This window comes from Kribbella swartbergensis, from assembly GCF_054784135.1.
The window spans coordinates 208,722-235,591 of sequence record NZ_BAAGPM010000017.1; the positions used below are offsets into that span (position 1 = coordinate 208,722).

26 protein-coding genes are annotated in these 26,870 nt (G+C 66.8%); 14 read left to right on the plus strand and 12 right to left on the minus strand.

What is annotated here, in order from left to right; all coding sequences use genetic code 11:
* Positions 1–9: 9 nt before the first annotated feature.
* Entirely contained in the window at positions 10–480 is a 471-nt protein-coding gene (locus ACYVOK_RS12835) for a hypothetical protein (protein ID WP_460662578.1), read from the plus strand.
* A gap of 1,458 nt (positions 481–1,938) precedes the next feature.
* On the opposite strand, the gene ACYVOK_RS12840 is transcribed toward ACYVOK_RS12835, so the two are convergent.
* Positions 1,939–2,070: a hypothetical protein gene (locus ACYVOK_RS12840; protein ID WP_460662579.1), complete on the minus strand. Its 132-nt coding sequence runs from the start codon at positions 2,068–2,070 to the stop codon at positions 1,939–1,941.
* 46 nt (positions 2,071–2,116) lie between these two features.
* Between ACYVOK_RS12840 and ACYVOK_RS12845 the strand changes: the two genes are divergently transcribed.
* The 3 genes from ACYVOK_RS12845 to ACYVOK_RS12855 all read left to right on the plus strand — a co-directional run bounded on the left by ACYVOK_RS12845 (position 2,117) and on the right by ACYVOK_RS12855 (position 4,832).
* A complete protein-coding gene (locus tag ACYVOK_RS12845) occupies positions 2,117–3,553 on the plus strand; it encodes an RHS repeat domain-containing protein (protein ID WP_460662580.1) in 1,437 nt (478 codons plus the stop codon).
* Positions 3,554–3,809: 256 nt separating this feature from the next.
* Positions 3,810–4,316, plus strand: coding sequence for a hypothetical protein (locus ACYVOK_RS12850; RefSeq protein ID WP_460662581.1), 507 nt, complete (start codon positions 3,810–3,812; stop codon positions 4,314–4,316).
* Positions 4,317–4,424: 108 nt separating this feature from the next.
* Entirely contained in the window at positions 4,425–4,832 is a 408-nt protein-coding gene (locus tag ACYVOK_RS12855; RefSeq protein ID WP_460662582.1) for a hypothetical protein, read from the plus strand.
* A gap of 210 nt (positions 4,833–5,042) precedes the next feature.
* Here the strand turns inward: ACYVOK_RS12855 and ACYVOK_RS12860 are convergent, their stop codons facing one another.
* The gene (locus ACYVOK_RS12860) at positions 5,043–6,701 is read right to left on the minus strand and encodes a bifunctional 3'-5' exonuclease/DNA polymerase (RefSeq protein WP_460662583.1); all 1,659 of its coding nucleotides are present in this window, start codon (positions 6,699–6,701) and stop codon (positions 5,043–5,045) included.
* A gap of 68 nt (positions 6,702–6,769) precedes the next feature.
* On the opposite strand from ACYVOK_RS12860, the gene ACYVOK_RS12865 reads away from it, so the two are divergent.
* The 5 genes from ACYVOK_RS12865 to ACYVOK_RS12885 all read left to right on the plus strand — a co-directional run bounded on the left by ACYVOK_RS12865 (position 6,770) and on the right by ACYVOK_RS12885 (position 11,070).
* Complete coding sequence (locus ACYVOK_RS12865; RefSeq protein WP_460662584.1) at positions 6,770–8,122, plus strand: aminotransferase-like domain-containing protein; 1,353 nt, start codon at positions 6,770–6,772, stop codon at positions 8,120–8,122.
* 73 nt (positions 8,123–8,195) lie between these two features.
* The gene (gene pdxS / locus ACYVOK_RS12870) at positions 8,196–9,104 is read left to right on the plus strand and encodes a pyridoxal 5'-phosphate synthase lyase subunit PdxS (protein WP_460662585.1); all 909 of its coding nucleotides are present in this window, start codon (positions 8,196–8,198) and stop codon (positions 9,102–9,104) included.
* Between the two features lie 7 nt (positions 9,105–9,111).
* Positions 9,112–9,684 carry a DUF6891 domain-containing protein gene (locus ACYVOK_RS12875; RefSeq protein WP_460662586.1) on the plus strand — a complete coding sequence of 191 codons (573 nt, stop codon included), beginning with the start codon at positions 9,112–9,114 and terminating at the stop codon, positions 9,682–9,684.
* A complete protein-coding gene (gene pdxT / locus ACYVOK_RS12880; protein ID WP_460662587.1) occupies positions 9,681–10,274 on the plus strand; it encodes a pyridoxal 5'-phosphate synthase glutaminase subunit PdxT in 594 nt (197 codons plus the stop codon). The genes ACYVOK_RS12875 and pdxT overlap by 4 nt, the downstream gene beginning before the upstream one ends.
* A 34-nt stretch (positions 10,275–10,308) precedes the next feature.
* Complete coding sequence (locus ACYVOK_RS12885) at positions 10,309–11,070, plus strand: YebC/PmpR family DNA-binding transcriptional regulator (protein WP_460662588.1); 762 nt, start codon at positions 10,309–10,311, stop codon at positions 11,068–11,070.
* Positions 11,071–11,377: 307 nt separating this feature from the next.
* On the opposite strand, the gene ACYVOK_RS12890 is transcribed toward ACYVOK_RS12885, so the two are convergent.
* The 9 genes from ACYVOK_RS12890 to ACYVOK_RS12930 all read right to left on the minus strand — a co-directional run bounded on the left by ACYVOK_RS12890 (position 11,378) and on the right by ACYVOK_RS12930 (position 23,543).
* The gene (locus ACYVOK_RS12890; RefSeq protein WP_460662589.1) at positions 11,378–12,178 is read right to left on the minus strand and encodes a hypothetical protein; all 801 of its coding nucleotides are present in this window, start codon (positions 12,176–12,178) and stop codon (positions 11,378–11,380) included.
* 82 nt (positions 12,179–12,260) lie between these two features.
* Positions 12,261–14,963: an exo-rhamnogalacturonan lyase family protein gene (locus ACYVOK_RS12895; RefSeq protein ID WP_460662590.1), complete on the minus strand. Its 2,703-nt coding sequence runs from the start codon at positions 14,961–14,963 to the stop codon at positions 12,261–12,263.
* Positions 14,936–17,518 carry an exo-rhamnogalacturonan lyase family protein gene (locus ACYVOK_RS12900; protein ID WP_460662591.1) on the minus strand — a complete coding sequence of 861 codons (2,583 nt, stop codon included), beginning with the start codon at positions 17,516–17,518 and terminating at the stop codon, positions 14,936–14,938. Before ACYVOK_RS12900 ends, ACYVOK_RS12895 begins: the two co-directional genes overlap by 28 nt.
* Before the next feature lie 7 nt (positions 17,519–17,525).
* Positions 17,526–18,431: a carbohydrate ABC transporter permease gene (locus ACYVOK_RS12905; RefSeq protein WP_460662592.1), complete on the minus strand. Its 906-nt coding sequence runs from the start codon at positions 18,429–18,431 to the stop codon at positions 17,526–17,528.
* Between the two features lie 18 nt (positions 18,432–18,449).
* Entirely contained in the window at positions 18,450–19,445 is a 996-nt protein-coding gene (locus ACYVOK_RS12910; RefSeq protein ID WP_460662593.1) for an ABC transporter permease, read from the minus strand.
* Between the two features lie 66 nt (positions 19,446–19,511).
* Positions 19,512–21,059: an extracellular solute-binding protein gene (locus tag ACYVOK_RS12915; protein ID WP_460662594.1), complete on the minus strand. Its 1,548-nt coding sequence runs from the start codon at positions 21,057–21,059 to the stop codon at positions 19,512–19,514.
* Positions 21,056–21,685 carry a YesL family protein gene (locus tag ACYVOK_RS12920; protein WP_460662595.1) on the minus strand — a complete coding sequence of 210 codons (630 nt, stop codon included), beginning with the start codon at positions 21,683–21,685 and terminating at the stop codon, positions 21,056–21,058. The genes ACYVOK_RS12915 and ACYVOK_RS12920 overlap by 4 nt, the downstream gene beginning before the upstream one ends.
* 201 nt (positions 21,686–21,886) lie before the next feature.
* Positions 21,887–22,549, minus strand: coding sequence for a DUF1961 family protein (locus ACYVOK_RS12925; protein WP_460662596.1), 663 nt, complete (start codon positions 22,547–22,549; stop codon positions 21,887–21,889).
* Positions 22,530–23,543, minus strand: a complete 1,014-nt coding sequence (locus ACYVOK_RS12930; protein ID WP_460662597.1) for a LacI family DNA-binding transcriptional regulator — start codon at positions 23,541–23,543, stop codon at positions 22,530–22,532. The genes ACYVOK_RS12925 and ACYVOK_RS12930 overlap by 20 nt, the downstream gene beginning before the upstream one ends.
* A gap of 180 nt (positions 23,544–23,723) precedes the next feature.
* On the opposite strand from ACYVOK_RS12930, the gene ACYVOK_RS12935 reads away from it, so the two are divergent.
* From ACYVOK_RS12935 to ACYVOK_RS12950, 4 genes are all read left to right on the plus strand, one after another.
* The gene (locus tag ACYVOK_RS12935) at positions 23,724–23,861 is read left to right on the plus strand and encodes a hypothetical protein (RefSeq protein ID WP_460662598.1); all 138 of its coding nucleotides are present in this window, start codon (positions 23,724–23,726) and stop codon (positions 23,859–23,861) included.
* Positions 23,862–23,909: 48 nt separating this feature from the next.
* Positions 23,910–24,065, plus strand: coding sequence for a hypothetical protein (locus ACYVOK_RS12940; RefSeq protein WP_460662599.1), 156 nt, complete (start codon positions 23,910–23,912; stop codon positions 24,063–24,065).
* Between the two features lie 20 nt (positions 24,066–24,085).
* Positions 24,086–24,547: a hotdog fold domain-containing protein gene (locus tag ACYVOK_RS12945; protein ID WP_460662600.1), complete on the plus strand. Its 462-nt coding sequence runs from the start codon at positions 24,086–24,088 to the stop codon at positions 24,545–24,547.
* A 72-nt stretch (positions 24,548–24,619) separates the two neighbouring features.
* Positions 24,620–25,789 carry a GNAT family N-acetyltransferase gene (locus ACYVOK_RS12950; protein WP_460662601.1) on the plus strand — a complete coding sequence of 390 codons (1,170 nt, stop codon included), beginning with the start codon at positions 24,620–24,622 and terminating at the stop codon, positions 25,787–25,789.
* Here ACYVOK_RS12950 and ACYVOK_RS12955 read toward each other — a convergent pair.
* On the minus strand, positions 25,780–26,127 hold the full coding sequence (locus ACYVOK_RS12955; RefSeq protein WP_460662602.1) for a VOC family protein: 348 nt from the start codon (positions 26,125–26,127) through the stop codon (positions 25,780–25,782). The genes ACYVOK_RS12950 and ACYVOK_RS12955 overlap by 10 nt on opposite strands.
* A 124-nt stretch (positions 26,128–26,251) precedes the next feature.
* On the opposite strand from ACYVOK_RS12955, the gene ruvC reads away from it, so the two are divergent.
* Positions 26,252–26,848 carry a crossover junction endodeoxyribonuclease RuvC gene (gene ruvC, locus ACYVOK_RS12960; protein ID WP_460662603.1) on the plus strand — a complete coding sequence of 199 codons (597 nt, stop codon included), beginning with the start codon at positions 26,252–26,254 and terminating at the stop codon, positions 26,846–26,848.
* The last annotated feature ends 22 nt before the right edge of the window (positions 26,849–26,870 follow it).

A 26,870-nucleotide genomic window follows, 5' to 3' on the forward strand; every position in this document is an offset into this window, starting at 1 on the left:
CTTGTCTGGGTGCTCGTCGCGGTGGCTGTCGTGCTGCTGCTGGTCGGGGCGTACGCGAGCTGGACCGCCGGGCGGCTGGATCGGCTGCATCATCGGGTCGAGAGCTCGCGGGCGGCGCTGGAGACCGAGCTGGCCCGGCGGGCCGCGTTGGTTGCCGAACTGGCCGGGGCCGGGATTCTCGATCCGGCGTCCTCGCTGTTGCTGCTCGATGCGGCTCACCGGGCCCGGACCGCGTCGCCGGAAGAGCGTGAACAGCGGGAGTCCGCGTTGACCCGGGCAATCAACGCCACCGGCACAGAGGTGGAGCCGTGGGCGGGCGAGCTGAGCCTGGCGATGCGGCGGGTCCAGCTCGCGCGGCGGTTCCACAACGACATCGTGGTGACAACCCGCAACCTCCGCCGCCGCCGCCTCGTCACCTGGCTCCACCTAGCCGGCCACGCCCCAATCCCCGACACCATCGAACTAGAGGACGGCAGCTGAAGAAGTCCACCAAGGCCGCGGAGCGCGACCGGCCCGTTGCTCTGCCCACCCGACAAGCCGAAACCCCCGCCTCCGCCAACGGGCCGTGACTGCAAGACCAAAGGCGACGAGAAGTCGTGGGTCGAGGCTGCCGAATTGAGGGCAGGCAGTGAACTCAGTTCAACGGCGCCGAACACTGTAATCACGGTCCATTCGACGACCCCACGCGTTGCGAGCACCAGTGTGTTCAACCTGACGATCGACAACACCCACACGTATTACGTGGTGCGGGCAACACTCTGTTGCTTGTACACAACTCGGGCGGGCTCGACGGCTGTTCTGACGCGGCTTACCAGGGTGTCCTTCACATCCGGGATGAAATCGCGGGAGGGTCCCGGAGGTAGCCACTCGTGGGCAGCTGGCATGTCCGATGATGAACTTGCAGACTACCTAGATGGATTCGTTACCAGGGACGGTGGCCAACCGTTCGGAGATGGCGCCACGGGCTGGCACGACCCCCGATCGAGGCATCGCAATCATTCAGAGAAGGTGAGTATTCGATGACCAGATATACGATGTCATACCATGACTGCCTCAGGCGGCTGAGGAGATAGCAAATGGATATCCGAGTTTCAGACGAGATCGTCGAGATCCAGTTAACCCACGACGAGGCGCGCAGACTCTGTAGTGCGATTGCGACGGGGTACGAGGGACTATCGCGTGCGGAATATTACATCCGGAGCGGGCTATCGATGACAACTGTTAGTGAAATCGTCCAGGCGCTACAGGTTATGCTTGATGGCTCCGGCGGGCACCTTGACCGACCTCTGGATGCCGGGGTCGAGGAGATCGAGAATCCTCGACGCCCTCGAATCCATTGACAACATAAAACCCTGAAGATCCCTGAGTCCATCCTTTGGCAAACACGATCCCGGCTGGTGGAGACCGGTGACTGAGCGGAGGGAGTCGCCGGTGTGATACGCGAAGTGCTGGTTGACGCGACTCGAGTTGCGACTGTGCAACAACGGTTTCACCTTCGGTTTGCTACTTGGCGTCGGCGTACGTCTGCACGGTGGCTGTGATGAAAGGGAAGTTGGTGGGGGGCCGAGGTTAGGGTGGCGGCGGATTGGATTGCGGCGGCTACCTCGGGAGCTTCTTCGGTGGGGCAGTGGACTACTACTTCGTCGTGTTGGAAGAAGACTAGTTCGGCTTTCATGGGTGCGATTGATTGGCGGAGGGCGGCGAGTAGCAGTAGGGCCTAGTCGGCGGCGGAGCCTTGGACTGCGAAGTTGCGGGTGAAGCGGCCCGCGGAGCTCCGCGACCTCCATTAGCGCGGGTTCGCGGGAGATCGCCGCCAGGACGCGCGGCTCGAGTTGGGAGGCGTCGGCTACGACGAGGCTCCAGCCCGGGTCGGCGACGACGGCCCGGCGATGACCTTGGGGATCTGTAGACCGCCGGCGTCGGCAACAACACCTACACCTACGACCAACTGGGCCGGCTCACCTCCTGGACGAAGGGAACGACCACCACCGCGTACGGGTGGGACGCCGCCAGCAACCGCATCAAGGCCGGCACGAAACTCGCGTCGTACGACGAACGCAACCGGCTCATCAACGACGGCACCTCCGCCTACACCTACTCACCCCGCGGCGCGCTGTTGTCCAAGACCACCGGGACGACGACCGAGGCTTTCACCTTCGATGCGTTCGACCGGATGATCCGCACCGCCGAACGCGACTTCACCTACGACGCGCTCGACCGGCCCGTCCAGGCCGGTACCGCGAGGATGCGCTACGACGGCTTCAGCGACGAAGTCGTCTCCGACGGCACCCAGTTCTTCGGCCGCTCGGCCTCCGACGGCCTGCTGTCGGTCGGCTACGAAACCACCAAACGACTCGTCCTGGCCGACCGCCACGGCGACATCGTCGCCGGCTTCGACCCAGCCGACACCGCCCTGGCCGCAGGACTGCCCGACACCCGCACCTTCGACCCCTTCGGCAACTCAACCAACGCCTCCGGCCTGAAGTACCGCGTCGGCTACCAAGGCGACTGGACCGACCCCCGCTCCGGCGACGTCAACCAAGGCGCCCGCTGGTACAACCCAGAATCCGCCACCTTCAACTCCCGAGACACCATCACCCACAACGCCGGCACCCCCTCCTCGGTCCTGAACCTGTATGCCTACGGTGCCGGCAATCCCGTTACGCTCAACGATCCCGACGGGCACCGTCCCTTTGATCCGCAACCGGAGTGCGTAAACCAGTTCGTCGGATGGGCACCCGGTGGCGGCGACACGCCCATCTACAAGCGGGTGTGCAACGACCCGCCGAAGCCACCGAAGGACGATGACGACAAGGGCAGCTGCAAGGCAAAGGGCACCTGCCCCACCCCTGGCGAAGGCAAGGGGGACGGCGACGGCGGTGGTTGCAAGAAGAACTGTGGCATCGATAAGCCGACGCCGCCCAAGATCTGCAAGACACAGAGCTGCCGGCCCAAGCCCCCTTCACCGCCGGTGTGCGATGCACAGTGCCATCTGCAGAAAAAGATCAAGAAGGAACGCGAGCAGCTCGAGCACGACGCCAAGAACGTTCCCCAACCGCCCCCGGGGGACCCCTCGTGCACCAACGGCAACCCCGCCCTGTGCCCCGTCAGCCCCACCCAGCCCGCGGCCGTCGTCGGCGCCAAAGACAACCTGACCGACGCAACCAGCGACTGGTCCGACCAACAGCACCAAAACGCCCTCAACCAGGTCGGCTCCGTCGTAGCCACCGTCAGCTCCACCGGCAGCCACAACTGGTTCCACATGGGCATGGGCAACCTACCCATGATCAACTCCCCCTGCGGAGGCAACGGCAGCCAGTGCGCTGGCGGCGCCGGTGGCGGCGGTATTCGCGGCGGAGCGGTGCCAGTGCCGGCCGCCGGTCCTGCAATTCCTCCTGTGGTCGGCATCGTCATTGGCGCCACGGGTATCGGCGGCCAGGCCACCGTCATCTTCCTCGAGATGTTGGCAGGGCGTGGTGGCGGTGGAGGAATGGCTCAGCCTCCCGGCGACGGCGGAGACGCAGAGCGAAGGAGGCTCTCGCGATTCGATTGACACGGATCGAAGGGTTGACACGACGAACAGCAGGGTGTTCAACCTGACGTGGACAACACGTACGCGTACAACGTTGTCGTCGGTGCGAGGCCGGTCTGGTGCACAACGTGGGCAGCCGACATGGAGCTGTGGCGGGATGTAGAAAACCGCCTCGAGGGTGTAGCGATTGACGAGATGCGCCGTGCCGGCCGAATCGGTCCCGGTGAAACATCAAAGGTGACGCCTGGAAGCGTCCTCATGTCGATAGGTTGTGTTGATGAGATTCGTTCAGATATCCGCTCTGGTTGAGGATGGTCGACGGAAGGGGTATTCACTGGATGCGAATCTCTACTTGCATGAACTGCCGAGGATCGCAGAAGACTTGCCGCGGGGTGCGCGGGCGTTTGCGTTGGACGAGGACCACTACAACTTCTTCGCGCGGAAGTGTGTGAAGGATCTGAAGCTCCGAAAAGTCACGATGCTGGACCGAAATGATGCCTTGGGGTTGAGGGTCGAGTTCGAGCCGAATCGATTCAAGCACGACGGAGCGCTGACCATCGACTACTCGAACGTGATCGAGTTTTCGGTGAATGTCTCGTCAGAGCCTAGGCGGCGTGATGGCTGGCCAGAGACTCGCCGCCTCGGCGAGGTTCAATTGGACGAGATCCTGCCGGATAAGCACGGATGTAGTCATGAGGTTCAGATGACAGGTGGATCGCTGTTCGTGCTGGCGGCAGATCTGAATGCTCAGTGGTCCGATGAGGTCAGGCCCTTCTCAGCGTGAACCGGGGTATCTACTTGGCATCGGTGTGGGTTTTGTGGTTGTGGTGGTGAAGGAAAGAATGGTCGAGTATTCGATGGGGTTCTCTGATCGATACGGGGGTGCCGATGAGTGAGTACAACCAATTGTGGGATTCGGGGTTTCCCTGAAATGGACGCCGGTGAAATAATGGACCGGAGTTGGCTTATCGAGCAACTGCAGTCGCGGCCGGGTATGTTTAGCCTGGATGGCTCATTCCGCATGTACGGTGCCTTTTTGAGAGGATACCAATGTGGCGCTGATGCGGTCTGGTTGCAGGATTTTCAGGCATGGCTGGTGCGGCAATTAGGTACTGGGCAGAACCTAGGCTGGGAAGCGCTGATGCTTCGATCCGTATTTCCTGATGATCCGACCAAGTGGCGGTATCCGGCTCAGTTGAGCGAAGAGGATGATGTCGCACTGTGTCGGGCGCTATTCAGTTGGCTCAGAAGATTTGACACCGAATTCCCTGAACCCAAGCCGCCTACACGTTGCGAATAGGCGTAGCGACTGGATTGACCTCGGGGAAATTGGAGTAGATCTCCTGTTGCTGCGGTTCAGTTCGTAGCAATTTGCCGTCCGGGCTGCCCGTCCAACCGGAGATTCAGCCAACTGCCTACCGTCTGTACTTCCAGCGGCAGGCAGGCCTATACGTAGGGTGCATGCTATTAGTCACCCGACACAGCTCAGCTTCGGCATTTCAGCGGTGAACTACTGCTTGGCGTCGGCGTAGGTCTGGACCGTTGTGGTGGTGAAGGGGAAGTTGGTGGGGGTGGGGCCGAAGGTTAGGGTGGCGGCGCGGGTGGCGGCGGATTGGATTGCGGTGGCTACCTCGGGGGCTTCTTCGGTGGGGCAGTGGACTATTACTTCGTCGTGTTGGAAGAAGACTAGTTCGGCTTTCATGGGTGCGATTGATTGGCGGAGGGCGGCGAGTAGCAGTAGGGCCCAGTCGGCGGCGGAGCCTTGGACTACGAAGTTGCGGGTGAAGCGACCGCGGGCTCTGGCGCGGCGGGCGTCGGTGACGGGTTCGTCGGTGGGTGGGCCTTCCAGGGTGGCGGCGTCGAGCGGGGTGCCGGCGGGTGGGCAGGTGCGGCCCAGCCAGGTGCGGACCAGGCGGCCTTCCTCGCCGGCGCGGGCAGCTTCGTCGACGTACGCGACTGCCTGAGGGAACCGCTTCCGGAGCATGGCGAGGTTCTTCAGGCCGTCGCCGGAGGTTTGGCCGTAGATCGCGCCGAGTACGGCGAGTTTCGCCATCGCGCGGTCACCGGAGAAGGCCTGGTCCGAGACTGCTTTGTACAGGTCGCCCGCGGAGCTCGCGACCTCCATCAACGCCGGGTCGCGGGAGATCGCCGCCAGGATGCGCGGCTCGAGTTGTGAGGCGTCGGCGACGACGAGGCTCCAGCCGGGGTCGGCGACGACGGCTCGGCGGATGACCTTGGGGATCTGCAGACCGCCACCGCCGTTCGTGACCCAACGCCCGGAGACTGTGCCGCCCGGGAGGAAGCCGGGGCGGAAGCGGCCGTTGTGCACCCAGTCCTGCAGCCAGGTCCAGCCGTTCGCGGTGTAGATGCGGTAGAGCTTCTTGTACTCGATCAGCGGCGCGACCGCCGGATGGTCGATCGTCTCCAACTCCCAGCGCCGGGTCGACTTCAGCTGGTACCCGGCCGACTTGAACGCCTTCAGTACGTCGGCCGGCAAATCCGGACGCACGCGGCGACCGAACGCCGCCGACACCTCGTCCGCCAACTCGGTCAACCGCCGCGGCTCCCCGGTCCCGCCGAACCGTTCCCCCAGCAACTCCGTCAGCAACTCACGATGGACCTCGGCGCTCCACGGCAGCCCGGCCCGGTCCATCTCGGCGGCGATCAACATCGCCGACGATTCGGATGCCGTCAGCAACCGCATCCGATCCGGGTGCTCGGCCAAAGCGTGCCGTCTCAGTTGGTCGGCGTACACCCGCAGGAGCGCTTCGAACGGAACCGGCTCATCCTGGATCTCGAACAGCGAAGACTGCTCACCTGGTACGACGGAGCGCACCGGCGGATCCGGTGGCACCGCACCACCGGTCAATCGCGCCCACGCGGCGGCCGCCGATCGCGGCTCGCCCAGTCGGCCTTCGTGCCCGAGCAGCAGGTTCTCACTGTTCTCGATGTCGTAGCAGCGGTCGACGCGTACGCCGCTCTCGAGCAGCCGCGGGTAGATCTCGGAGGTCGACCGCCACACCCACCGCGTCACGTGCGGACGCGATCCGATGGCGGCCGCCAGATCCGGCTCGTGCAGCACCTCGCCGGCAGGCTGCCCGTCCGGCCGCAGAGCGACGAGCACCGCCCCGCCACCCTCCTCCGGCGCAATCGCCCACCGCTCGTCCATAGGCCAAATACAAGCACCTGCGACGGACAGTTCGCGGCGGATGAGGCCACCCGTGGCAGACTGGACTTATGTGGCGGGCGGGGGATCTGGATCCGGCGGACGGGACCAAGACCGAGCAGGTCGAGGCCCTGGTGTTGCGGCGGATCGAACGCGGTGACCTGTCGATCGGGTCGCGGCTGCCGTCGGAGCGGGTGCTGGCGGAGCGGCTCGGCCTGAGCCGCGTGACCGTCGTACGCGCACTGGATCACCTCCGGGCCGACGGCGTACTGGAGACAAAGCGCGGCTCCGGGACCGTGGTCAGGCCGCTTGACCGCCTCCTGGACCCGATCGCCCCGGCATCGACCGTGACAGCGGGGGACCAGCCGGTCCTGGACCTGCGGTTCGCGACAACGGCCGCACCACACGATGTGGCCGAAGTAGCGGCGCAGATCGTGCAGAACGGGCTGCCGCACGCAATGGGCGGCGACGGCCCACCACCAGGCGGCTCAATGGAGCTACGTACGGCGTTGGCCGACCGACTCACCAAAGAGGGCGTGCCGACCGAGCCCGACCAGCTAACACTCACCGTGGGCGCGGCAGCCGGGCTCAACGCCGCGCTGGCCGGACTGGACCTCGGACCAGGCGTAGCGATCACCGAGACCCCCACGTACCCGGCTGCCTTCGACCTGCTCCGCAAACACCGCCTGGACGTCGCAGCCTGGCCCGCAGGGGTCTGGGACACCGACCAGCTCGCCCACCTCTGCAGACGCCACCGGCCCAAGGTCATCTACCTCCAGGCCGACAACCACAACCCGACCGGGCTCAGCCTGCCGCCTGAGCGCCGTACGGCGGTTGTAGAGATCGCCCGCAGGTACGGCGCCGCACTGATCAGTGACGAGACCATGAGGCCATTGTGGCTGGCCAGCGGAGAGCAGGCCGAGCCACTGAGTCGCTACCCGCGCACAGTCAGCGTCGGCTCGCTCAGCAAGACGGTGTGGGGCGGACTGCGCGTCGGCTGGGTCCGCACCGGCAAGCAACTCCGGAGGCGCATCAACACGGCCTCACAGCTCAGTGTGGCGTCGCCCAGCGCGTTGGACGACCTCCTGGCCCAGGCGATCCTGAGCCGCCTCGACCGCGTGATCAGCCGCCGTCGCACCCGCCTCCGGGCCAACCTTCAAGCGTTGGAGGCCGGGCTCAAGACACTCGACGGTGTGGCCTGGCCCACGCCGACAGGTGGCATGACGCTGTGGCTGGAGCTGACCGAGACCAGAGCCCGCCGGGTGCTGGACAAGGCTCGTGAGCAAGGGCTCCTGCTCGGCGCCGGTGACCTGTTCACGCCGGACGGGACAGACCGCCGGCACATCAGGATCCCGTTCACCGCGCCGCCGGCCACGCTCCGGCTGGTGGTCGCCCGGCTCGGGGAAGCGATTCAGTCCACTTGATCTGAGGTGGACTGAAGATCGATGCCGACCGCGCCTTAATCTGGACAGTGAGCCCCACGACCAGGAGGAAGCAGTGACGGACAACCAGACCCCCCAGGCGCCGCAGACCGGTACGGCGAAGGTCAAGCGCGGTATGGCGGAGATGCTCAAGGGCGGCGTGATCATGGACGTGGTCACCGCCGAGCAGGCCAAGATCGCCGAGGACGCCGGTGCCGTCGCGGTAATGGCGCTGGAGCGGGTCCCGGCCGACATCCGCGCGCAGGGCGGCGTGTCCCGGATGAGCGACCCGGACATGATCGACGGCATCATCAACGCCGTCTCGATCCCGGTGATGGCCAAGGCCCGGATCGGTCACTTCGTCGAGGCGCAGGTGCTGCAGGCCCTCGGGGTCGACTACATCGACGAGTCCGAGGTGCTCACCCCGGCCGACTACGCCAACCACATCGACAAGTGGCAGTTCACCGTGCCGTTCGTGTGCGGTGCGACCAACCTGGGCGAGGCGCTGCGCCGGATCACCGAGGGTGCGGCGATGATCCGCTCCAAGGGCGAGGCCGGCACCGGTGACGTCTCCAACGCGACCACGCACATGCGCCAGATCCGGCAGGAGATCCGCCGGCTGCAGAACCTGCCGGAGGACGAGCTGTACGTCGCGGCCAAGGAGCTGCAGGCGCCGTACGAGCTGGTCAAGGAGGTCGCCGAGCTCGGCAAGCTCCCGGTGGTGCTATTCACCGCCGGTGGTATCGCCACCCCGGCCGACGCCGCGATGATGATGCAGCTCGGCGCCGAGGGTGTGTTCGTCGGCTCCGGCATCTTCAAGTCCGGCAACCCGGCCCAGCGCGCCGAGGCGATCGTCAAGGCGACCACCTTCTACGACGACCCGGACGTGATCGCCAAGGTCTCCCGCGGCCTGGGCGAGGCGATGGTCGGCATCAACGTCGACGAGATCCCGCAGCCGCACCGCCTCGCCGAGCGCGGCTGGTGACCGGCGAGTGACCGGGCCGGAAGGCCTGTTGGCGGTGGACCAGCGGACCGCCCGGGAACTGCGGGGTCTGGCCCGCGTCCTGGTGCGGTCCGGGTACGCCGACCACGCGGCCATCTCGGACGCGCTGACCGAGGCGGTCCGTGAGGACGCGCCGGCGATGGACCCGGCCACGCTGGTCCCGCTGCTGATCGGCGAAGCGGTGATCGACCTCGACGCGGACGCCAAGGACTGGCCCGCGACGACGGACCCGGACCGGCTGGACGCCGTACTGGCCGAGCTGGAGGCACGCGGGCTGGTGGTGGTCCGGTACACGTCGGACCACCACGCGGCCAAGCAGGCGCTCGAGGCCGCAAACGATCCGAAGGGGCTGGTGTTCTTCACCGACACCGACGTCTGGCACGCGGTCGACTTCGGCATGCTCGAGCTCAAGCTCTGGCACCCTGACACGGCCAACGTGGCACCGGGCGAACCGCTCCTGGAGGACGTGCTGGCACTGCTGCACCAGCACGATCTCCCAGCGACCTTCGACGAGGGCCGCATCGAGGTAACGCTCAGCTGGCAACGGAGGGTGACGCTTTGACTGTGATCGGAGTCTTCGCGCTGCAGGGCAATGTGCGCGAGCACCTGGCCATGCTCACCCAGGTCGGCGTCGAGGCGCGGCCGGTACGGCGGCCGTCGGAGCTCGAGCAGGTGGACGCGCTGGTGCTGCCCGGTGGCGAGTCGACCACGATGGACAAGCTGGCCCGCGCCTTCGAGCTGTTCGAGCCGCTGCAGAAGCGGATCGCGGACGGGATGCCGGTGTTCGGCACCTGCGCCGGGATGATCATGCTCGCCAACGAGATCACCGGCGGGATCGAGGGCCAGGAGACGCTCGGCGGGCTGGACGTGACGGTCCGGCGGAACGCGTTCGGGCGGCAGGTGGACTCGTTCGAGGCAGACCTGGAGTTCGCCGCGTTGGACACGCCGTACCACGCCGTGTTCATCCGGGCACCGTGGGTCGAGCGGGTCGGCCGGGACGTCGAGGTACTCTCGACGGTGAGCTCGGGCCCCGCCACGGGTAGGATCGTCGCGGTTCGTCACGATCGGCTGCTGGCCACGTCGTTCCATCCGGAGATGACCGGGGACGCCAGGCTGCACGGCTACTTCGCCGAGCTGGTCCGCGGCCTCTGAGTCGATCGCAGGTAGTAGAAGGGTTGGGTTCGCCATGTCAGGCCACTCCAAGTGGGCCACCACGAAGCACAAGAAGGCCGTCATCGACGCGAGGCGCGGCAAGCTCTTCGCGAAGCTGATCAAGAACATCGAGGTGGCCGCCCGGATGGGCGGTGGCGACCCGGCCGGCAACCCGACCCTGTACGACGCCATCCAGAAGGCGAAGAAGTCGTCGGTCCCGAACGACAACATCGACCGCGCGGTCAAGCGCGGCTCCGGTGCCGAAGCCGGCGGCGCCGAGTACCAGACGATCATGTACGAGGGCTACGGCCCGAACGGCGTGGCGATGCTGGTCGAGTGCCTCACCGACAACCGCAACCGTGCGGCGGCCGACGTACGGACGGCGATGTCGCGCAACGGCGGCTCGCTGGCCGACCCGAACTCGGTCGCCTACCTGTTCAACCGCAAGGGCGTCATCGTGCTGGCGAAGGAGCAGGACGGGAAGTCGCTGACCGAGGACGACGTGATGGAGGCGGTGCTCGAGGCCGGCGCCGAGGAGGTCAACGACCTCGGCGACTCGTGGGAGGTCGTCACCGAGGCGACCGACCTGGTCCCGGCCCGGACCGCGCTGCAGGACGCCGGGATCGACTACGAGTCGGCCGACGTGCAGTTCGTCCCGTCGATGACGGTCGAGCTGGACGCCGAGGGCGCCGGCAAGATCTTCCGCCTGATCGAGGCCCTCGAGGACAGCGACGACGTCCAGAACGTCTACGCCAACTTCGACGTCTCCGACGAAATCATGGAAACAGTCGGCTGATCGGTCCGCCGATAGGAAGTTGGCGTTTCGCCGCTGTGCCTGATGGCTCGTCTCCGACGAGCGCCGACGTCTCCGACGAAATCATGGAAACAGTCGGCTGATCGGTCCCCCGGCTGAAGTTGGCGTTTCGCCGCTCTGCTGATTGCTTGTCTTCGACAAGGGCCGACGTCTCCGACGAAATCATGGAAAAGGTCGGCTGACCGGTCCGCTGGTCAGGTAGTTGGCGTTCCCGCCGCTGTGCCCGATGGCTCGTCTCCGACGAGCGCCGACGTCTCCGACGAAATCATGGAGAAGGTCGGCTGGGGGATTACATGCCGAGGGCTTTGCCGTCGATGACCTGGGTGGCGGGCGGGGCCTTCGGTGCCGGGATGCGGTCGTACTCGGTGAAGGTCAGTGCGTCGGTCCTGGCCTTGCCGGGGATCTCCAGCCGGACCGGGCGCGCGGTGGAGGCGTCGACCCACAGGGTGCCGTCGCTGCCCCGCAGCCCGATGCAGTTGATGCCGTCGACCGTCCGCGGCGCGGTCTTGCGGAGCGTGCCGGCCTCCTCGAACAGTCCGTCGAAGAAACCGGTCTTACTGGCGAAGAGCGCCAGGTCGCCGAGGTCCTTGCTGGTCAGCGCCGTCTTGATCCACCGGCCGCCGACGAGGGCGATGACCGCGTTGGCCTCGGCCTTGGTCTTCGCCTGCTTCCGCCAGAACGCGTCGCTCATCCGGAGGTAGGCGGTCCGGCCGATCACGATGACGGACACGGTGTCGCCGTCCATGGTGATCACCCCGCCACCGCCGGACCGGGCGAGACGAAGGTCCAGCCCCATCCGCTGCTCACCGTCCGTCGTCGCACCCTTCACGTGGACGCTGTTGGCCGCCTTGGCCGCGGCCTGCGCCTTCGTGAGGATGGCCGCACTCGACAGCCCGGCGATGCTGACCGGCGTCGGCGTCGGCGTCGCGGTCTGTGTCGGCGCCGACGTTGGTGCTGAGGTCGGCGTTGAGGCCGGCGCCGACGCGGTGACCGTCGTGCCGCTGGTTGCGGGATCGGATTCACTGCAACCAGCGGCGACAACGGCCATCAGAACCAATACCGCGCCGGCCGCCGTCCGAGTTGTCGACATCTGCTCTTCCCCCCAAGCTTCCCCCCGTACCGGTCGGCACGGCTATTTGGAGAGATGCGGCTCCGGGCGGAAAAGTTATGTGTCAGGGGTTCACGATCTGGTCGCCGACGAGGGCGAGGGTTTGGATGGCGGCCAGGCCGTAGAGGGCTGTGGTGTTGGTGGACACCCACTTGGCGGCCTGGGTCGGGTTGAGGGTTGTCTTGACCTCCTCGGCGGTCCACGGAAGGTTCGGGCCGTAGCCGTCGCCGGTGTAGAACTCCTTCCAGGCCCGGGCGGCCAGGTCGTCGCGGTCGAGGCGGACGGCGGCGTACGCGGTCAGGCGGGCGTGCCCCTGGCGCAGGATCAGGTTCCCGAAGTGCGCGCCGCACTCCGCCGTCTGCTCCGCCCGGCTGGCGTTGTACAGGCGGCAGTACTGCAGCCACGCCTTCTCGAACGCCGGCATGTCGACCAGGTCGATCAGCTCGGCACAGATCTCCACCTGGCCGAACATCGCACTCAGGTGCGACACACTGACGGTCTTCTGGGTGACCGGAGCGAACCGGCCGGTGTCCAGGTCGTAGAGCCCGCTGCCGGTCACGAACCCGTTCGGCATCGCACCGATCGTCTCCATGGTTCCCAGCAGCTTGGCGCGAGCAGTCGCAGCCTTGGGTCCCTGGCGCTCCCACTCGGTGAGCCACGCGGCGGCCAGACCACTCCAGTCCGTGCCAAGGCCGATCGACAGTGCGTGCGGGTCCGGCTCGTACGGCTCAGTCCTGATCTTCCTCAGCGGGTCCAGCACCAGGAACGTGCGGTCGGAGTCGACCAGTTCGGACAACAGGTCGCCGGTGCGTTCGTCGGCCGTCAGGTAGTAGTAGAAGCGGCGGTAGATCGCTGTACTGATCCGCTGCTGCTTCGCACTGTCCGCCCAGTGCTGTACGCCGTGCCGCGTACCGAGGCCGGCCCACTGACCCAGGTGGTAGACGTCGACCTCACCGGTGTGTCGCGTCATCGCCTCGGCGAACCGGAAGATGTCAGCCCGTCCGGAGCGCAGGAAGGCGTACCAGAGCCACAGGTCCGGCGACAGCTCCGAGTTGTCCCACGCGTACCCGCCCACGTCGTACCGCCAGACCAGCCGGTCCTCGTCGAACGTGTGCATGATGTCGCCGTAGTCCCAGAACCCGTACCAGTGCCGCGACTCCACCTGTCCCTTGTAGAAGTCGAACAGGAAGTCCAGGTGGTCCTCGATCGCCTTCTTGGCCGGCACCGACCGGTCGACCGGCGTGATCAACCCACCGAAGACCTTCGTGCTGACGAGCTGCTCCACCGGGTTGATCAGCTGTGGGGGAGTCCGCACCTGGTCGGCCATGTCGCCGAGGCGTGAGGCCGACGGTGTCGCCGCCAGCGCCCAGAACGTCAGCTCACTGGTCCGTGCGATGCCGTACGGCGTACCGAAACCGGGCTCGTAGTCCTCATAGGTGATGTTCAGACCCTCGAGCTGCTTCGGGTAGGTGTCCTGCCCCATGCCGTCGTGGTAGAACCGCGTGTCCATGGGGCCTGCCTCCGGCGACCACAGCCACACCGTGACCTCGGCCTCCTCGGTCGCAGCACCACGGATGTCGAGCTGGGTGGGGTGCCGTTGCCAGAAGTCCCGCAGGCCGAAGGCGAACCCGCCACTCACGCCGCCGACGTACCCGAGGCCGGAGGCGCGCTTGCCTTGGTCGACCGGGATCCAGCCGTAGCCCTTCTTGGTCCGCTTCTTCACCGTGAAGCCGTCCGCGCTGAGCTGGCTGAGGGAGTAGTCACCCCACTCGGGGATGTACTGCAGTCGCGTGGTCACGCGCTGGTCCCATGTCGACGGGTCGGGCAGCTTGGTCCCGGCGACCTGAGCGGCCCGTACGGCGGCGCCCGGGTCACGCCGCAACCCGGTGATGCCCTTCACCGCCTCGGCCAGCATGCCGTGCCCCTCACCCACGAACCGGACATGGCGGTCGTACGCCGCATCGCGCAGCGGCACCCGGAAGCGCACTCCGAGCCCGGCGATGTAGTCGTTCTGCCCGTCGCGGTCGTAGACGAACGTGTGCACCATCCGCACGTTCTCGGCGCCCGCCGCGAAGTACAGCCGCACCGAGAACGGCAACCAGGTCTTGCCCTTGCGTGACTTGTGCCGGCCCTCGATCCGCACCACCGCACGGACCGGCCCGGACTGCTCCACGGTGACCTTCTGGATGTCGCTCTCGTAGCGTTCCCGGACGCTGCCGCCTTCCTCGTCCTCGGCGATCTTGTCCTGCTTGAGATTGACCAGCTGGCCCTTCCGGGCGATCACCACGTCACCGCGCCAGATCTGGCTGATGAGCTCGGTCCCGCTCTTCCGGATCCGCGCTCTGATCACGCCGGTGTCGACGTCGACGTACGTCGTCTCGTCCTTCACCGCCACGGCTTGCGCGGGTGCGGCCGGCGTACCCGGACCGAGGCTGTAGGACTCCGCCGGTGTGTCCACCGCGATGGCGTGCGCACTCCACTTGAGCGACCCGTCCGGCCAGTACGCGGTCGGCCAGCTCTGCAGCGGTACGGCGCTGCCGTCGGCAGCCTTCAGCGCAAAGGACTGGTTCGCCGGTACGGCGCCCTTCGGCCACGGCGTACCCCAGGTGGTGACGGCCGCAGTGGTCGGCTTGCCTTCCAGCCAGGTGAGCTTCACTTCGTTGACGTCAGCCTGCTGCGTGAATGCCGCAGCGGCGGGGGAGTCCAGCAGGGACACCGCCGGTACGGCGGCCAAACCTGCTAGGACTGTTCTCCGCGAGACCTCCATGCCGTTCCACCTCTGTCATTTCGGTGTTCGGGGATCAGGGACAGGTTCTGGATCGCCGCGAGCGCGTACTGCGCCGCGTCGTTGGTGCTGACGAAGACGGCCTCGTCGACCGGCATGAGCGCGCCGTCGACGGCAGTCGTCTTCCACTCGGCCTCACGCTGCAAGGCGTTGCGGTTGAGCTGGTCGCCCTCGTCGAGGAAGAACTTGCGCCAGGCCAGCCGGGCCAGTTCCGCGTCGCCTGTACGTGCGGCGGCGTACGCGGCGAGCCGGCTGTGGGCCTGGACGAGTGAGATGCCTTCAAGGGCCTGCCCGACCTCTGCAGCCTGCTGCTCGGGCGGGAGAAGGTACAGCCGGCAGTAGTCCAGCCAAGCCTTCTCGAACCCTGGTACGTCCAGGTCCAGGTCGATGAGCTCAGAACAGATCTCCGGCAGGCCGAACACCGCGGACAGGTGTGACACCGACACACGGCTCCGGCTGGTGTCGAAGCGGCCGGTGGACAGATCCAGCAACGCCTCACCGGTCAGGAAGCCGTAGGGGAGGGCAGCGATGTCGGTCATCGTGCCGACCAGCCGCGCACGCGCCCGCTCGTCCCCGTGCCGCTCCCACCGGGTCAGCCAGGCCGCAGCGAGTGCACCCCAGTCCACGCCCAGACCAACGCCGAGCGCCTGCGGATCGGGAGTGTAGACATCGGTGCGTACCTTGCGCAGCGGGTCAACCGCCAGGAACGTCTCTTCGGCCGTTGCCAGCTCGTCCAGCAGGTCACCGGTCCGGTCGTCGGCGGTCAGGTAGTAGTAGAAGCGCCGGTAGATCGCGCTGGAGATGCGCAACTGCTTGCAGCTGCAACCCCAGTGCTGCACGTTGTGCCGCGATCCGAGCCCTTTCCACCGACCGAGGTGATAGACGTCGACCTCACCGGTATGGCGTGTCATCGCCTCGGCGAACCGGAACACGTCGGCCCGGCCGGTCCGGAGGTACTGGTACCACAGCCACAGATCGGGAGACAGCTCGGAATTGTCCCAGGCGTAGCCGCCGACGTCGTACCGCCAGGTGTGCCGGTCACGGTCGTAGGCATGCATGACGTCGCCGTAGTCCCAGAACCCGTACCAGCGACGTTGCTCGCGTTGACCGACGTAGTACTGGAACAGGAAGTTCAGCCGGGCCTCGATGTCCTGGTCGTCCGCGGTAGGCAGACTCCAGCTGCCGAACACGCCTGCCTCCAGGAGCCGGGCAGGTGAGACAGCCAGCAGGCCGGGAGAGTTGAGCAGGCCCGCGTGCTCTGCCAGCTCCTCTGCCGACGGTGTGGCGTCGTGGACCCTCAACGTCAGCTCGTGCGTCCGGGCGATGCCGTGAGGATTGCCGAAGCCTGGTTCGTAGTCCTCATAGGTGATCTCGAGGCCTTCGAGCTGTTCGGCGTGGCTGTCCTGGTCCATGCCGTCATGCCAGTAGCGCACGTCCATTGCCGGCGCACTCGGCGACCACATCCACACCGTGGCGGTGGCCAGGTCGGTGGCCGCGTTGCGGATGTCCAAGCGTGTCGGGTGCAGTTTCCAGAAGTCGCGCAGGCCGAACCCCAGTCCGCCGGCCGCACCGCCGACGTACCCGTACCCGGGCGACCTGGTGCCGGCGGGAATGGTCACCCAGGCGTGGCCGGGGCCGGTGCGTTTGCGCAGGGTGAAGCCGTCCGCGCTGGTCTGGTCGAGGGTGTAGTCGTTCCACTGTGGGATCAGGTGCAGGCGGTTCGACACCTCGGAGTTGGGGATCTCCTCGACCGCACGGCCGGCGACCTGCGCACGCCGTACCTCTTCACCTGGATCGCGACGCAGACCGGTGAGGCCGCGGACCGCCTCGGTGAGGAAGCCGGCTGGGCCGGCCAGGCGGATGTGCCGGTTGTGCGGCTCGTCGCGCATCACCACGTCGGCACTGAGCCCGAGCCCGGCGAGGAAGTCGCGATCCGGGTCGCCGTCCCAGACGAAGCTGTGCACGACCCGTACGTCGGTCCCACCGGCGTAGAAGTAGAGCCGGACACTGAACGGCAGCCAGTCACCGTGCTTGCCGTCCAGCTTCACCACGGCCCGCACCGGCCCGTCCTGCTCGACGGTGATCGTCTCCACGGTCGCAGTCGTCTGCTGCCGGGTCCGGTCGAGATCCTCGTCAGGAGCGTTTTGCCGCAGACTCACCAGTCGGACGTCACGCACGACCTCCTGGCCGCCGTACTCGATGGACGCGATCAGCCGCGGTGCCTTGAGAATCCAGGCGACGTCGCCGGTCGTCACCCGGATCTGGTCACCGACCTGTTCGACCCGCACCGGTTGCGCAGGCGTGGCAGGTGTCCCGGGGACCAGTTCGTACGACGATTCCGGTTGCGCCGACGGGCCGATCGCGTGGGCGGACCACTTGATCGAGCCGTCCGGCCAGGTCGCCGTCGTCCAGCTCTGCACCGGCGTACCGCCGGCCAGTGCGAAGCTGGTGCCTTCGGCAACGGTCCCGCGCGGCCAGGGGACACCCCAGGTGACGCCTTGCCGGCATGGTGTCTCGAGCCAGTGGACAGTCGTCATGCGGTGCTCACTCCTTCACCGATCCGATCAGCACGCCCTTCGCGAAGTGCTTCTGCAGGAACGGGTAGAAGAACAGGATCGGCAGCGTCGCGACCACCACGACCGCGAACTTCAGGCCCTGCTCCGGGAACGTCACCGTCTCCAGTTGCTGCAGCACGTTCGCCGAGTCGGCGTTCGCCGCGGTCAGCTGACGGACGATCACCTGCAGCGTCCACTTCTTGCTGTCGTCGATGTAGAGCAATGGCGACATGTAGTCGTTCCAGATCGCGACCGCATAGAACAGCGAGAACGTCGCGATGATCGGCTTCGACAACGGCAGCACGATCCGCAGGAACACGTTGAGCTCGTTGCAGCCGTCGATCCGGGCCGCCTCCTCGAGGGCCTCGGGCAGCTCCTGGAAGAAGCTCTTCACCACGATCAGGTAGAACGGGTTGATCGCCAGCGGCAGGATCAGCGCCCAGTAGCTGTTCAGCAGGCCGAGGTCACGCACGACCAGGTACGTCGGGATCATGCCGCCACTGAACACCAGCGTGAACACCACCAGGTTCAGCACCAGCGCACGGCCCGGCAGGAACCGCTTGGCCAGCGGATACGCCATCGTCAACGTGAGCAGCAACTGTACGGCCGTGCCGACCGCGGTGACACAGATCGTGGTCAGCAGCGCCCGGACGAACGTGTCGGTGGAGAAGATGTACTGGTACGTGTCGAGGATGAACTTCTCCGGCCACAGGAAGAACGGCCGTGAGCTGATCTCCGACTCGGTCGCGAACGACCCGGCCAGCACGTACACCAGCGGCAGCACCGTGACGATCGCGAGCCCGGTCAGCAGCACGATGTTCAGTACGTCGAATGCCTTGCTGCCGGCGGAGTCGTAGTACCGGACCGACTGCTTGCGAGGCTTTGTCAAAGTCATAGCCATGGTCGATCCCTTTCAGAACAGGCCGCGCTGGCCGAGGCGCTTCGCCAGCCAGTTCGAGCCGAAGATCAGCAGGACGCCGACGAGGCCCTTGAACAGGCCGACGGCGGTCGCGTAGCTGAACGCGCCCTGCGTGATGCCGATGTAGTAGACGAACGTGTCGAACACATCCGCGACGTCCCGATTCAGCGAGGTGGTCATCAGCCAGATCTGCTCGAATCCGGAGTCCATCAGGTTTCCGGAGGTGAGGATGGCCATCACCACCACGGTCGGCGCGATCGAGGGCAGGGTGATGTGCCAGAACTGCCGCCAGCGTCCGGCGCCGTCCACCCGGGCCGCCTCGTACAGCTGCGAGTCGACTCCGGCCAGCGCGGCCAGGTAGATGATCGTGCCCCAACCGGTCTGCTTCCACAGCAACTGCAGCACGATCAGCGGGCGGAACCAGTCCGCCTGCGCGACGTAGTCGGTCTTCTGCCCGCCGACCAGGCCGTGGATCCAGTTCGCGATCACACCGAAGTCGACCGAGAACAGCAGGTAGGTCAGCGACGCGACGATCGTCCAGGACAGGAAGTGCGGGATGTAGATCAGTGACTGCACCGACCGCTTCAGCACGTTGATCCGCAGCTCGTTCAGCATCAGCGCGACGACGATCGGCGCCGGGAAGACGAACACGACCGTGAGCAGCGCGAGCAGCAGGGTGTTGCCCATCAGCCGGCCGAAGTCCGGCCCGGTGAACAACGCCTCGAAGTGCTTGAGTCCGACCCACTCACTGCCCGAGTAGCCGAGGAACGGCACATAGTCCTTGAACGCGATGGTCAGGCCGTACATCGGCAGGTACTTGAAGATGGCGAAGTACACGAGGCCGGGCAGCAGCAACAGGTACAGCCACCGGTAGCGCATCAGGTCGCGCCACAGCGGCAGTCTCCGGGCGCGGCGCTTGGGTTTCGGGGCCGGTGGCGCAGCCTCGACGGCTGGGGGTACCACCTGGTTCGGCACCAGATCGGTGGCCACGGCGGCCTCCCTTCGGGCTGGGCGTGGGCCCGGGACAGCCCCGGGCCCACGCGCGTGGACTGGGGGTCAGCCGCCGGCCTTGGCGACGAGATCGTTGACCTCCTGGGCGATCTGCGTGCCGCCGCTGTCGTACCAGCGCTTGATCTGCGCCTTCAGCTGGTCCTCGGTGATCGCGCCGGACAGGTACTTGATCCGGGCGTCCGGGATGATCGTGTCGATCGTCTGGCCCTTCGACACCGCGGTCGGTGCGATCACGCCGAGGGCCGGGTTGAAGACCGCCGTCTTCAGGTCCTCGTTCATCAGCACGTCGAACTTCTCCCGCATCGCCCGGCTGGCCTCGTCGTTCGGCTTCAGCTTGTAGGCGCCGAGACCGACGCTGGCGCGGGTGCCCAGCTGGATGAACGCCTTGTCGACGTCGTTCTGGACCGTCTTGACCTTCGGGTCGTCCTGGTTGATCGGAACGGCGTACTCGCCTTCGACCTTGAAGTTGCGGCCCTCGATGCCGTTGGTGAGCAGGATCGAGCCTTCCTTCGACTGCAGTTTGTTCAGCGTCTGCAGCAGGTCGTCGAGCTGCTCCTCGGTCCGGATGCGCTGCTTGGAGATCGCCATCACCGAGTGGTAACCGGTGAACGGGTAGGAGAACTTCTGGCCGTCGGGGCGCTTCAGGTTGCCGACCAGGGTGACCTTGTCGAAGTCCTTCGGGTTCTTCTCCTTGAACATGTCGAGCAGCTGCGTCGCCCGCACGTTCACGTCGATGATCATGCCGCCCTTGCCCTGGACGAACGGGTCGTTCCAGTTCGCGGTGTCCAGGGTGGCGAAGTCGGGGTTGATCAGGCCCTCCGTGACCCATTTGCGCAGCCAGCGGTTGGCTTCCAGGAACTCCGGGGTGTCGAAGCCGGGAACCAGCTTGCCGTCGCGTTCGCCCCAGCCGTTCGGTGCGCCGAACCAGGTCTCGACGACGTCATAGGGGCTGGCGCTGGCGTAGTTGCCGGGCCACTTCGGGATGATCAGGCCGTAGGTGTCCTTCTTGCCGTTGCCGTCCGGGTCCCGCTCGGTGAACGCCTTGGCGACGGCGTAGAGGTCCTCGGTGGTCTGCGGCTCCTTCAGGCCGAGCTTGGCCAGCCAGTCCTTGCGGATCACGATGCCGGAGCGCAGCAGCGGCCGGACCCGGTAGATGCCGTAGGTCTTGCCGTTGACCATCGAGTTCTTGGCGGTCTGTTCGTTGGCGGGCTTGAGGTTCTCGTACTTGTCCAGCTTGCCGGTCAGGTCCCAGAACGCTCCGGCCTCGGCCGCCTTGACGAAGCCGGGGCTCTTCTCGTTGACCACCATCACGTCGGGAATGTTGTCGGAGGCAAGGACGACGTTGGTCTTGTCGCCGTACTCGGCGTTCGGCACCCAGGTGATCTTGAGCTTCTTGCCGATCAGCTTCTCGACGGCCTGCTGCATCTCACCGTTCGGATCCGGCGCGGTGCCGAACAGGTGTGCCATCACCGATATCTCGTTGCTGGTGGCCTGGCCTCCGTCGTTGCCGTCACCACCCGAACAGGCGGAGGCGAGCAGTGCCGTCGACGCAGCGACGGCGACGGCGATACGCCGTCGGGAGAAGATGGTCATGAGTTCCCTTTCAGGTGCAGGCGCGCCTCGTTCTCGGCGAAGAAGCGCAGGCAGAGCCAGGTGTCGATCTGAATCCAGCCGCCGGTGGCCAGCACGATCCCGAGGACCGGGAACTTGCCGGAGACATAGGCGATGGACACCGCGACGAAGAGCAGGACAAGGGACGACGCGGGCCGCGCCAGCGCGACCAACGATGCCTTGGGCAACAACTCGCGGACCCGCAGGTCGTAGTGCACGGCCATCGGGAGCAGGTAGGCGGCGATCACTCCGAGGGCGACCAGTGCGACGAGGCTGGCCAGCCGGAAGACCGACGCACTCGCGCCGAGCGACGCGAAGAACAGGTAGTTGCCGACCAGGACCACGGCCGGCACCGCCAGCGGCAGGACGACGAGCGAGCCGCGACGGAACTCGCGGCGGAACGCGGCCCGGAAGGCAGGCAGAGCATGAAACGATTCACCGAACGACCGACGTCTGGCCAGTGAATATGCTGCGAGCGTGGCCGGGCCGATACCCAGCGCGACACCGCCGAGAAGGGTGAAGACGATCCACAGGGCGTTCAGCTTGATCGCCCAGACGACTTCGTCCGCGGCGTCGTACAGCTTGATCGACCAACCTGGGGACGCCATCAGCGGCCTTCGATCGGCCGGCGGAGCGTGGGGGAGTGGCAGTGTTTCACGGTTGTCCCTGCCTTGTGACAGATGCGTTTCGGGCGAAAAGTGATGTGACCGTATGGTTGAATCGTCTCAATGTCAAGGCTTCGGAAAGCGTTTGTCAGAGACCGGTCACGAACTGCGGCCCGCCCGTTAGCGGACTGTCCGAAGTCGCGTCTACGGGTGTGAAATTCGCAGATTCGCGTACTCGCCGATGAGCGGCGCCATCTGGCGGAACCCGACCTTGCCGCCCGTCAGCGGCCGGTCGTCGGACCACTCGAAACTGGTCACGTCGTTGATCGCGAAGCTGATCCGGCCGTGGTCGACCGTGAGCCTGAGTTTGTAAGGACCTTGTGCGTCCATCACCGAGGGGAGCGGGTCGGGTCCTTGCGCGACGAGGTGGAAGCCGTAGCTCTTGCGCAGGTTGCAGGTGTGGAACGCGCGCTCGGCCGGCCACCGGCGGCGGAAGTAGGAGACGTGGTAGGTGTCCAGGTCGCCGTGGTGGTACTGCTCGTAGGGCCCGGTCCGCGGCGCGAGGTCGAAGAGGTCCTCACCCGCGCGGCCCTTGGCATGGAAGAACAGGATGCACAGGCCCGGCTCGCGGATCGGCCAGAAGTCCCACTCGACGGTGATGTCGGGCGGGAAGTCCTCCGGGCACCACAACACGACGTTGGCGTCCTGGCCGTCCTCGGGCGGGCGAACACTCTCGAGCCGGAGCCGCCCGAGCGGGAACGAGACGGCGCCGTCGCCTTCGAGGCGGAAGCCGTCGAGGTCGTCGGAGCACGAGAGCGGGTTCTCGTACAGCGTCTCGGCGGCTTCCTCAGGAGCGTTGATAGGCACTGGACTCCCTGACGATCAGGTCCGGCTGGAAGATGACCTGGCGGTGTCGATGCCGGTCGGCCGCCTCGACCTCCTCCTGCAGCAACTCCATCGCGGACCGGCCGAGCAGTTCGGCCGGCTGCCGCACCGACGACAGTGGTACGGCGGCCGCGCGGGCGAAGTCGATGTCGTCGTACCCGACGATCGCCATGTCGCGTGGAACCCGCAGCCCGGCCACGGCCATCGCCTGCAGGAAGCCCAGCGCCAGCAGGTCGTTCGCGATGAACGCTGCGGTCGGCCGGGAGCGTGGCGGCATGGCGGCGATCGTCTCGCCGACCGCGCGGCCGGCATTCACGCCCATCACGTCCACCTCGTACAACTGCAGTTCGACGTCGCCGGCCTGCTCGACGACCGTGGTGATCCCGGCCATCCGGTCGGAGACCTGCTGCATGCCGAACGGCCCGCCGATGAAGGCGATCCGGCGATGACCGGACTCGATCAGGTGGGTGCCGGCCATCCGCCCGCCGAGCTGGTCGTCGACGGACACCGAGCAGAATCCGCGGTCCGCGGCGCGGTCGACCAGGACGACCGGAGTACCGCGCTCGACCAGGGCGGACAGCCGTGGATCGTTGCTGTCGAACGGCGTGATCAGGATGCCGAGAACGCGTTGCTGCTCGAGCTGGTCGAGGTGGTGACCCTCGCGGACCGGGTCGGTCTTGCTGTTGCAGAGCATCACCACGGTGTCGTGCTCGTAGGCCAGCGCCTCCGCGCCCTCGGCGAGGTCGGTGAAGAACGGGTTCGCGACGTCGAGGACGACCAGGCCGACGGTCCGGCTGCGCCCGGCGCGCAGGTGCCGGGCGGCCTCGTTGCGGACGAAGCCGAGCGCGCGAATGCTGTCCTGCACGCGCTGCCGGGTGGCGGGGGCGACGATCCACGGCCGGTTGAGCACGTTGCTGACCGTGCCGACCGAGACGCCGGCGCGGTGCGCGACCTCTTTGATGCTGGGGGTTGCCATCGTCCTCGTGAAGCGGTCGCGGGCCGTCAAGGGACCGCCAGTCTATCGGCGCCGGATTGAATCGTCTAAATACGCCCGACACCGACGCGAGCCGTCGGGCGTGAAGGGCGGATTGCGGTGGCCGAAGGTGCTTCGGGAGGATGTCCGCCGTTCGCCGGTCTCACCGCGGCCTTCTGGCACATGACCATCGCTGCTGGGATCGCGTTCCTGGCCGCCGGCGTCGTGGCGCTGGGAGTGCACTCCTCGGGCTATGTGCACCTCGAGTACGACTCGAAATTCCGCCCGAAGTTCCTTCGCCGCAAGGGCCCCGAGGCCTGACCCACCCCGCCGCCCGGCGGGTCGTGGCTCCGCCGGGCGAGGTCTTCAGTGTTCCGCGCGGTCGAGGGCGGCGACTCGCGGACGGCGTCGGCGACGGCGCGGAAGTCCTTGCGCAGGATCGCGCCGTGGTTGCCGGCGACCTTCGCGCTCACCTCGATGTTCGGATTGCGCGTCGTTGCGGCCGGCCACTCGACGGGTATGTGACTGGCGGGTAACATCAGGGTATGGCGAGTCAGGTGCTGGGGTTGTGGGAGCGGCTGCGGGTGGTTCCGGGTGGGGACCGGGTGTTCTCGCGCGGGTTTACGTGGAAGGCGCCGTACTTCCGGTCGATCCGGCCGCGCTTCGTCCAGGTCAGCCCGAACTACGCGGCGCTGGTGCTGCCGAAGCGACGAGCCGTGCAGAACCACATCGGCACGGTGCATGCGATTGCCGTGTGCAACGGCCTGGAGGCGGCCATGGGCGCGTTGGCGGAGGCAACCATTCCGCCCGGGAAACGCTGGCTGCCCAAGGGGATGGAGGTCGCGTACCTGGCCAAATCCACCTCCGACCTCACCTGTTCGGCCGAGACCGACCCGGACGACTGGACCGCCGGCCCGGACGTCCCGGTCCGGGTCAAAGCCACCCGGTCCGACGGCACCACCGTCGTCGAGGGCACCATCCACCTCTGGGTGACCGAGAAGAAGTAGTTCGACCCCGTGCCGGGTGACCGGCCGGAAGTCGTTCGCGTGGTCGATCCGGGAGGACGTAGGGTCAGCCGCGTGAGTGACGCGTTGCGGTTTGTGGACATCACCGAGGACCAGCTGGACGCAGTGATCCGGGTGCGGGCGCGGTCGTTCGGTGTGATGGCGGCCGGCGACCGGGAGCAGTGGCTCAAGGACGCCAGGGTGTTCATCCAGGACGGCCGGTACGTCGGTGTGGCCGACGGTGACGAGGTGGTCGCGGCGGCCCGGTTCTGGGACTTCGAGCAGTGGTGGAGCGGTCGGCGTGTGCGGGTCGCCGGCGTCGCCGGAGTGGTCGTGTCACCGGAGTACCGGGGCCGTGGAGTGGGCAGCAAGCTCATGCGGGGTGTGCTGCAACGTGCGGTGGACAAGGGCTTCACGCTGACGGCGCTGTATCCGGCGACCACGGTGATCTACCGGCACCTCGGCTACGAGTTCGGCGGCGGGCGCTACCGGTTCTCGTTCCCCGCGGCGGATCTGCGTGCCCTGGGTGGGAGGGAGGTCGCCGTACGGCGTGCCCGTCCGGAGGACGCCGAGCGGATCCTGGAACTGGTCGGGCGATCGCACGAGCGGCTGCGGACGAACGGGCCGCTGGTGTGGCCGGTCAAGGAGATCACGGAGTGGCTCGCGGACGAGAGCAACTTCGCATACCTCGCTGACGACGGTTTCGTCGTCTACAACTGGTCCGGCTCCGACCTGTGCGTGGACGAGATCGTGGCCGGTTCAGAGGCGACCGCCCGCGCCCTGTGGTCCACTGTCGGCTCTGGTTCGTCAATAGCCGACACAGTGCAGGCGTACATCTCTCCGGACGACCCGGTTCACCTCCTGGTCGAGCACGAGGCTGCCAAGGACGTGCAGCATCAGCGGTGGATGCTGCGGCTGCTCGATGCACCTGCTGCCATCGCTGCCCGTGGGTTCGCTCCCGGCGCCGCTGTGGAGATCGACGTGCGGCTCGAGGATCCCGACGTACCTGCGAACAGTGGTGACTGGCATCTGTCCGTTGCCGATGGCGCCGGAGAGCTCACGCCGACCCAGGCGTCCGGTGACGTCCTGCAACTCGGCCCACGCGGCCTCGCCGGGCTGTACTCCGGTACGCCGCTCGCCACGCTGCGCGCATCGGGTCTGGCCTCGGGCGGATCGACGGAGGCAGATGCCGCCGTCGACACGGCCTTCGCAGGCGCCACGCCGTACATGCTCGACTACTTCTGATCGGGGAGCAGACCGACGCAGAACTCGTTGGATTCGGGGTCGGCGAGGACGGACCACCGGGTGCCGTACTCGGCGTGATCTTCGAGGCGGCGGGCGCCGAGTGACTCCAGTCTGCTGACCTCGGCCTCGACGTCCTCGACGAGGAGGTCGAGGTGTAGGCGGTTCTTGGTCGACTTCGGTTCCGGGACGCGTTGCAGCGTGAGCGGGATGCCTTCTGTGGAAGGCGGTTCGAGGAAGACGTAGCCTTCGATCGCGGACGCCCTCCGGCGGTAGTTCAGCGCCGCCGACCAGAACGCCGCCAGCGTCTCCAGGTCGTTGCAGTCCAGCGTCAGCTCCATCCGCATGACAGTCCATCATTCCTTTCCCCCCACCGCGCCGGTCTGTGTGCGCCGTGCGGCGCGTCGATTTCGGGCTGTCGGGACCGGCCGTTAGGGTTGTCGAACAAACGTTCGGAGGTGGTCCATGCGGGTGCTCGGCGTCGACCCGGGGCTGACCCGGTGCGGCCTCGGCATCGTCGAGGGGTCACCGGGCAAGCCGCCGTCGCTGGTCGCCGTGGGCGTGATCCGGACGCCGGCCGACTTGGACGTGTCCAAGCGGCTGGTCCGGATCGAGGCCGAGTTGGAGCAGTGGATCACCGAGCACCGGCCGGACTCGGTCGCGGTGGAGCGGGTCTTCGCGCAGCACAACGTGCGGACGGTGATGGGCACGGCCCAGGCCTCCGGTGTGGCGATGGTTGTCGCCGCCCGCCGGGGACTGCCGGTCGCACTGCACACACCGAGTGAGGTGAAGGCCGCGGTCACCGGCTCCGGCCGGGCGGGCAAGGAGCAGGTCACCACGATGGTCACCCGGATCCTGAAGCTGGCCGAGCGGCCGACCCCCGCCGACGCGGCGGACGCGCTGGCGCTGGCGATCTGCCAGGTCTGGCGCGGAGGTACGGCGTCTCGCCTGCAAGAGGCGGCCGGGAGCCGGGCGAACCTCGAGGCGCTGGCGCAGGCACAGTCCCGCCTGCAGGTGGCCCGGCTGCGTGCGGCGGTGGCAGCACAGGAGAGCAAGCGATGAGGGCGCCGCGGTGAAACGAGGA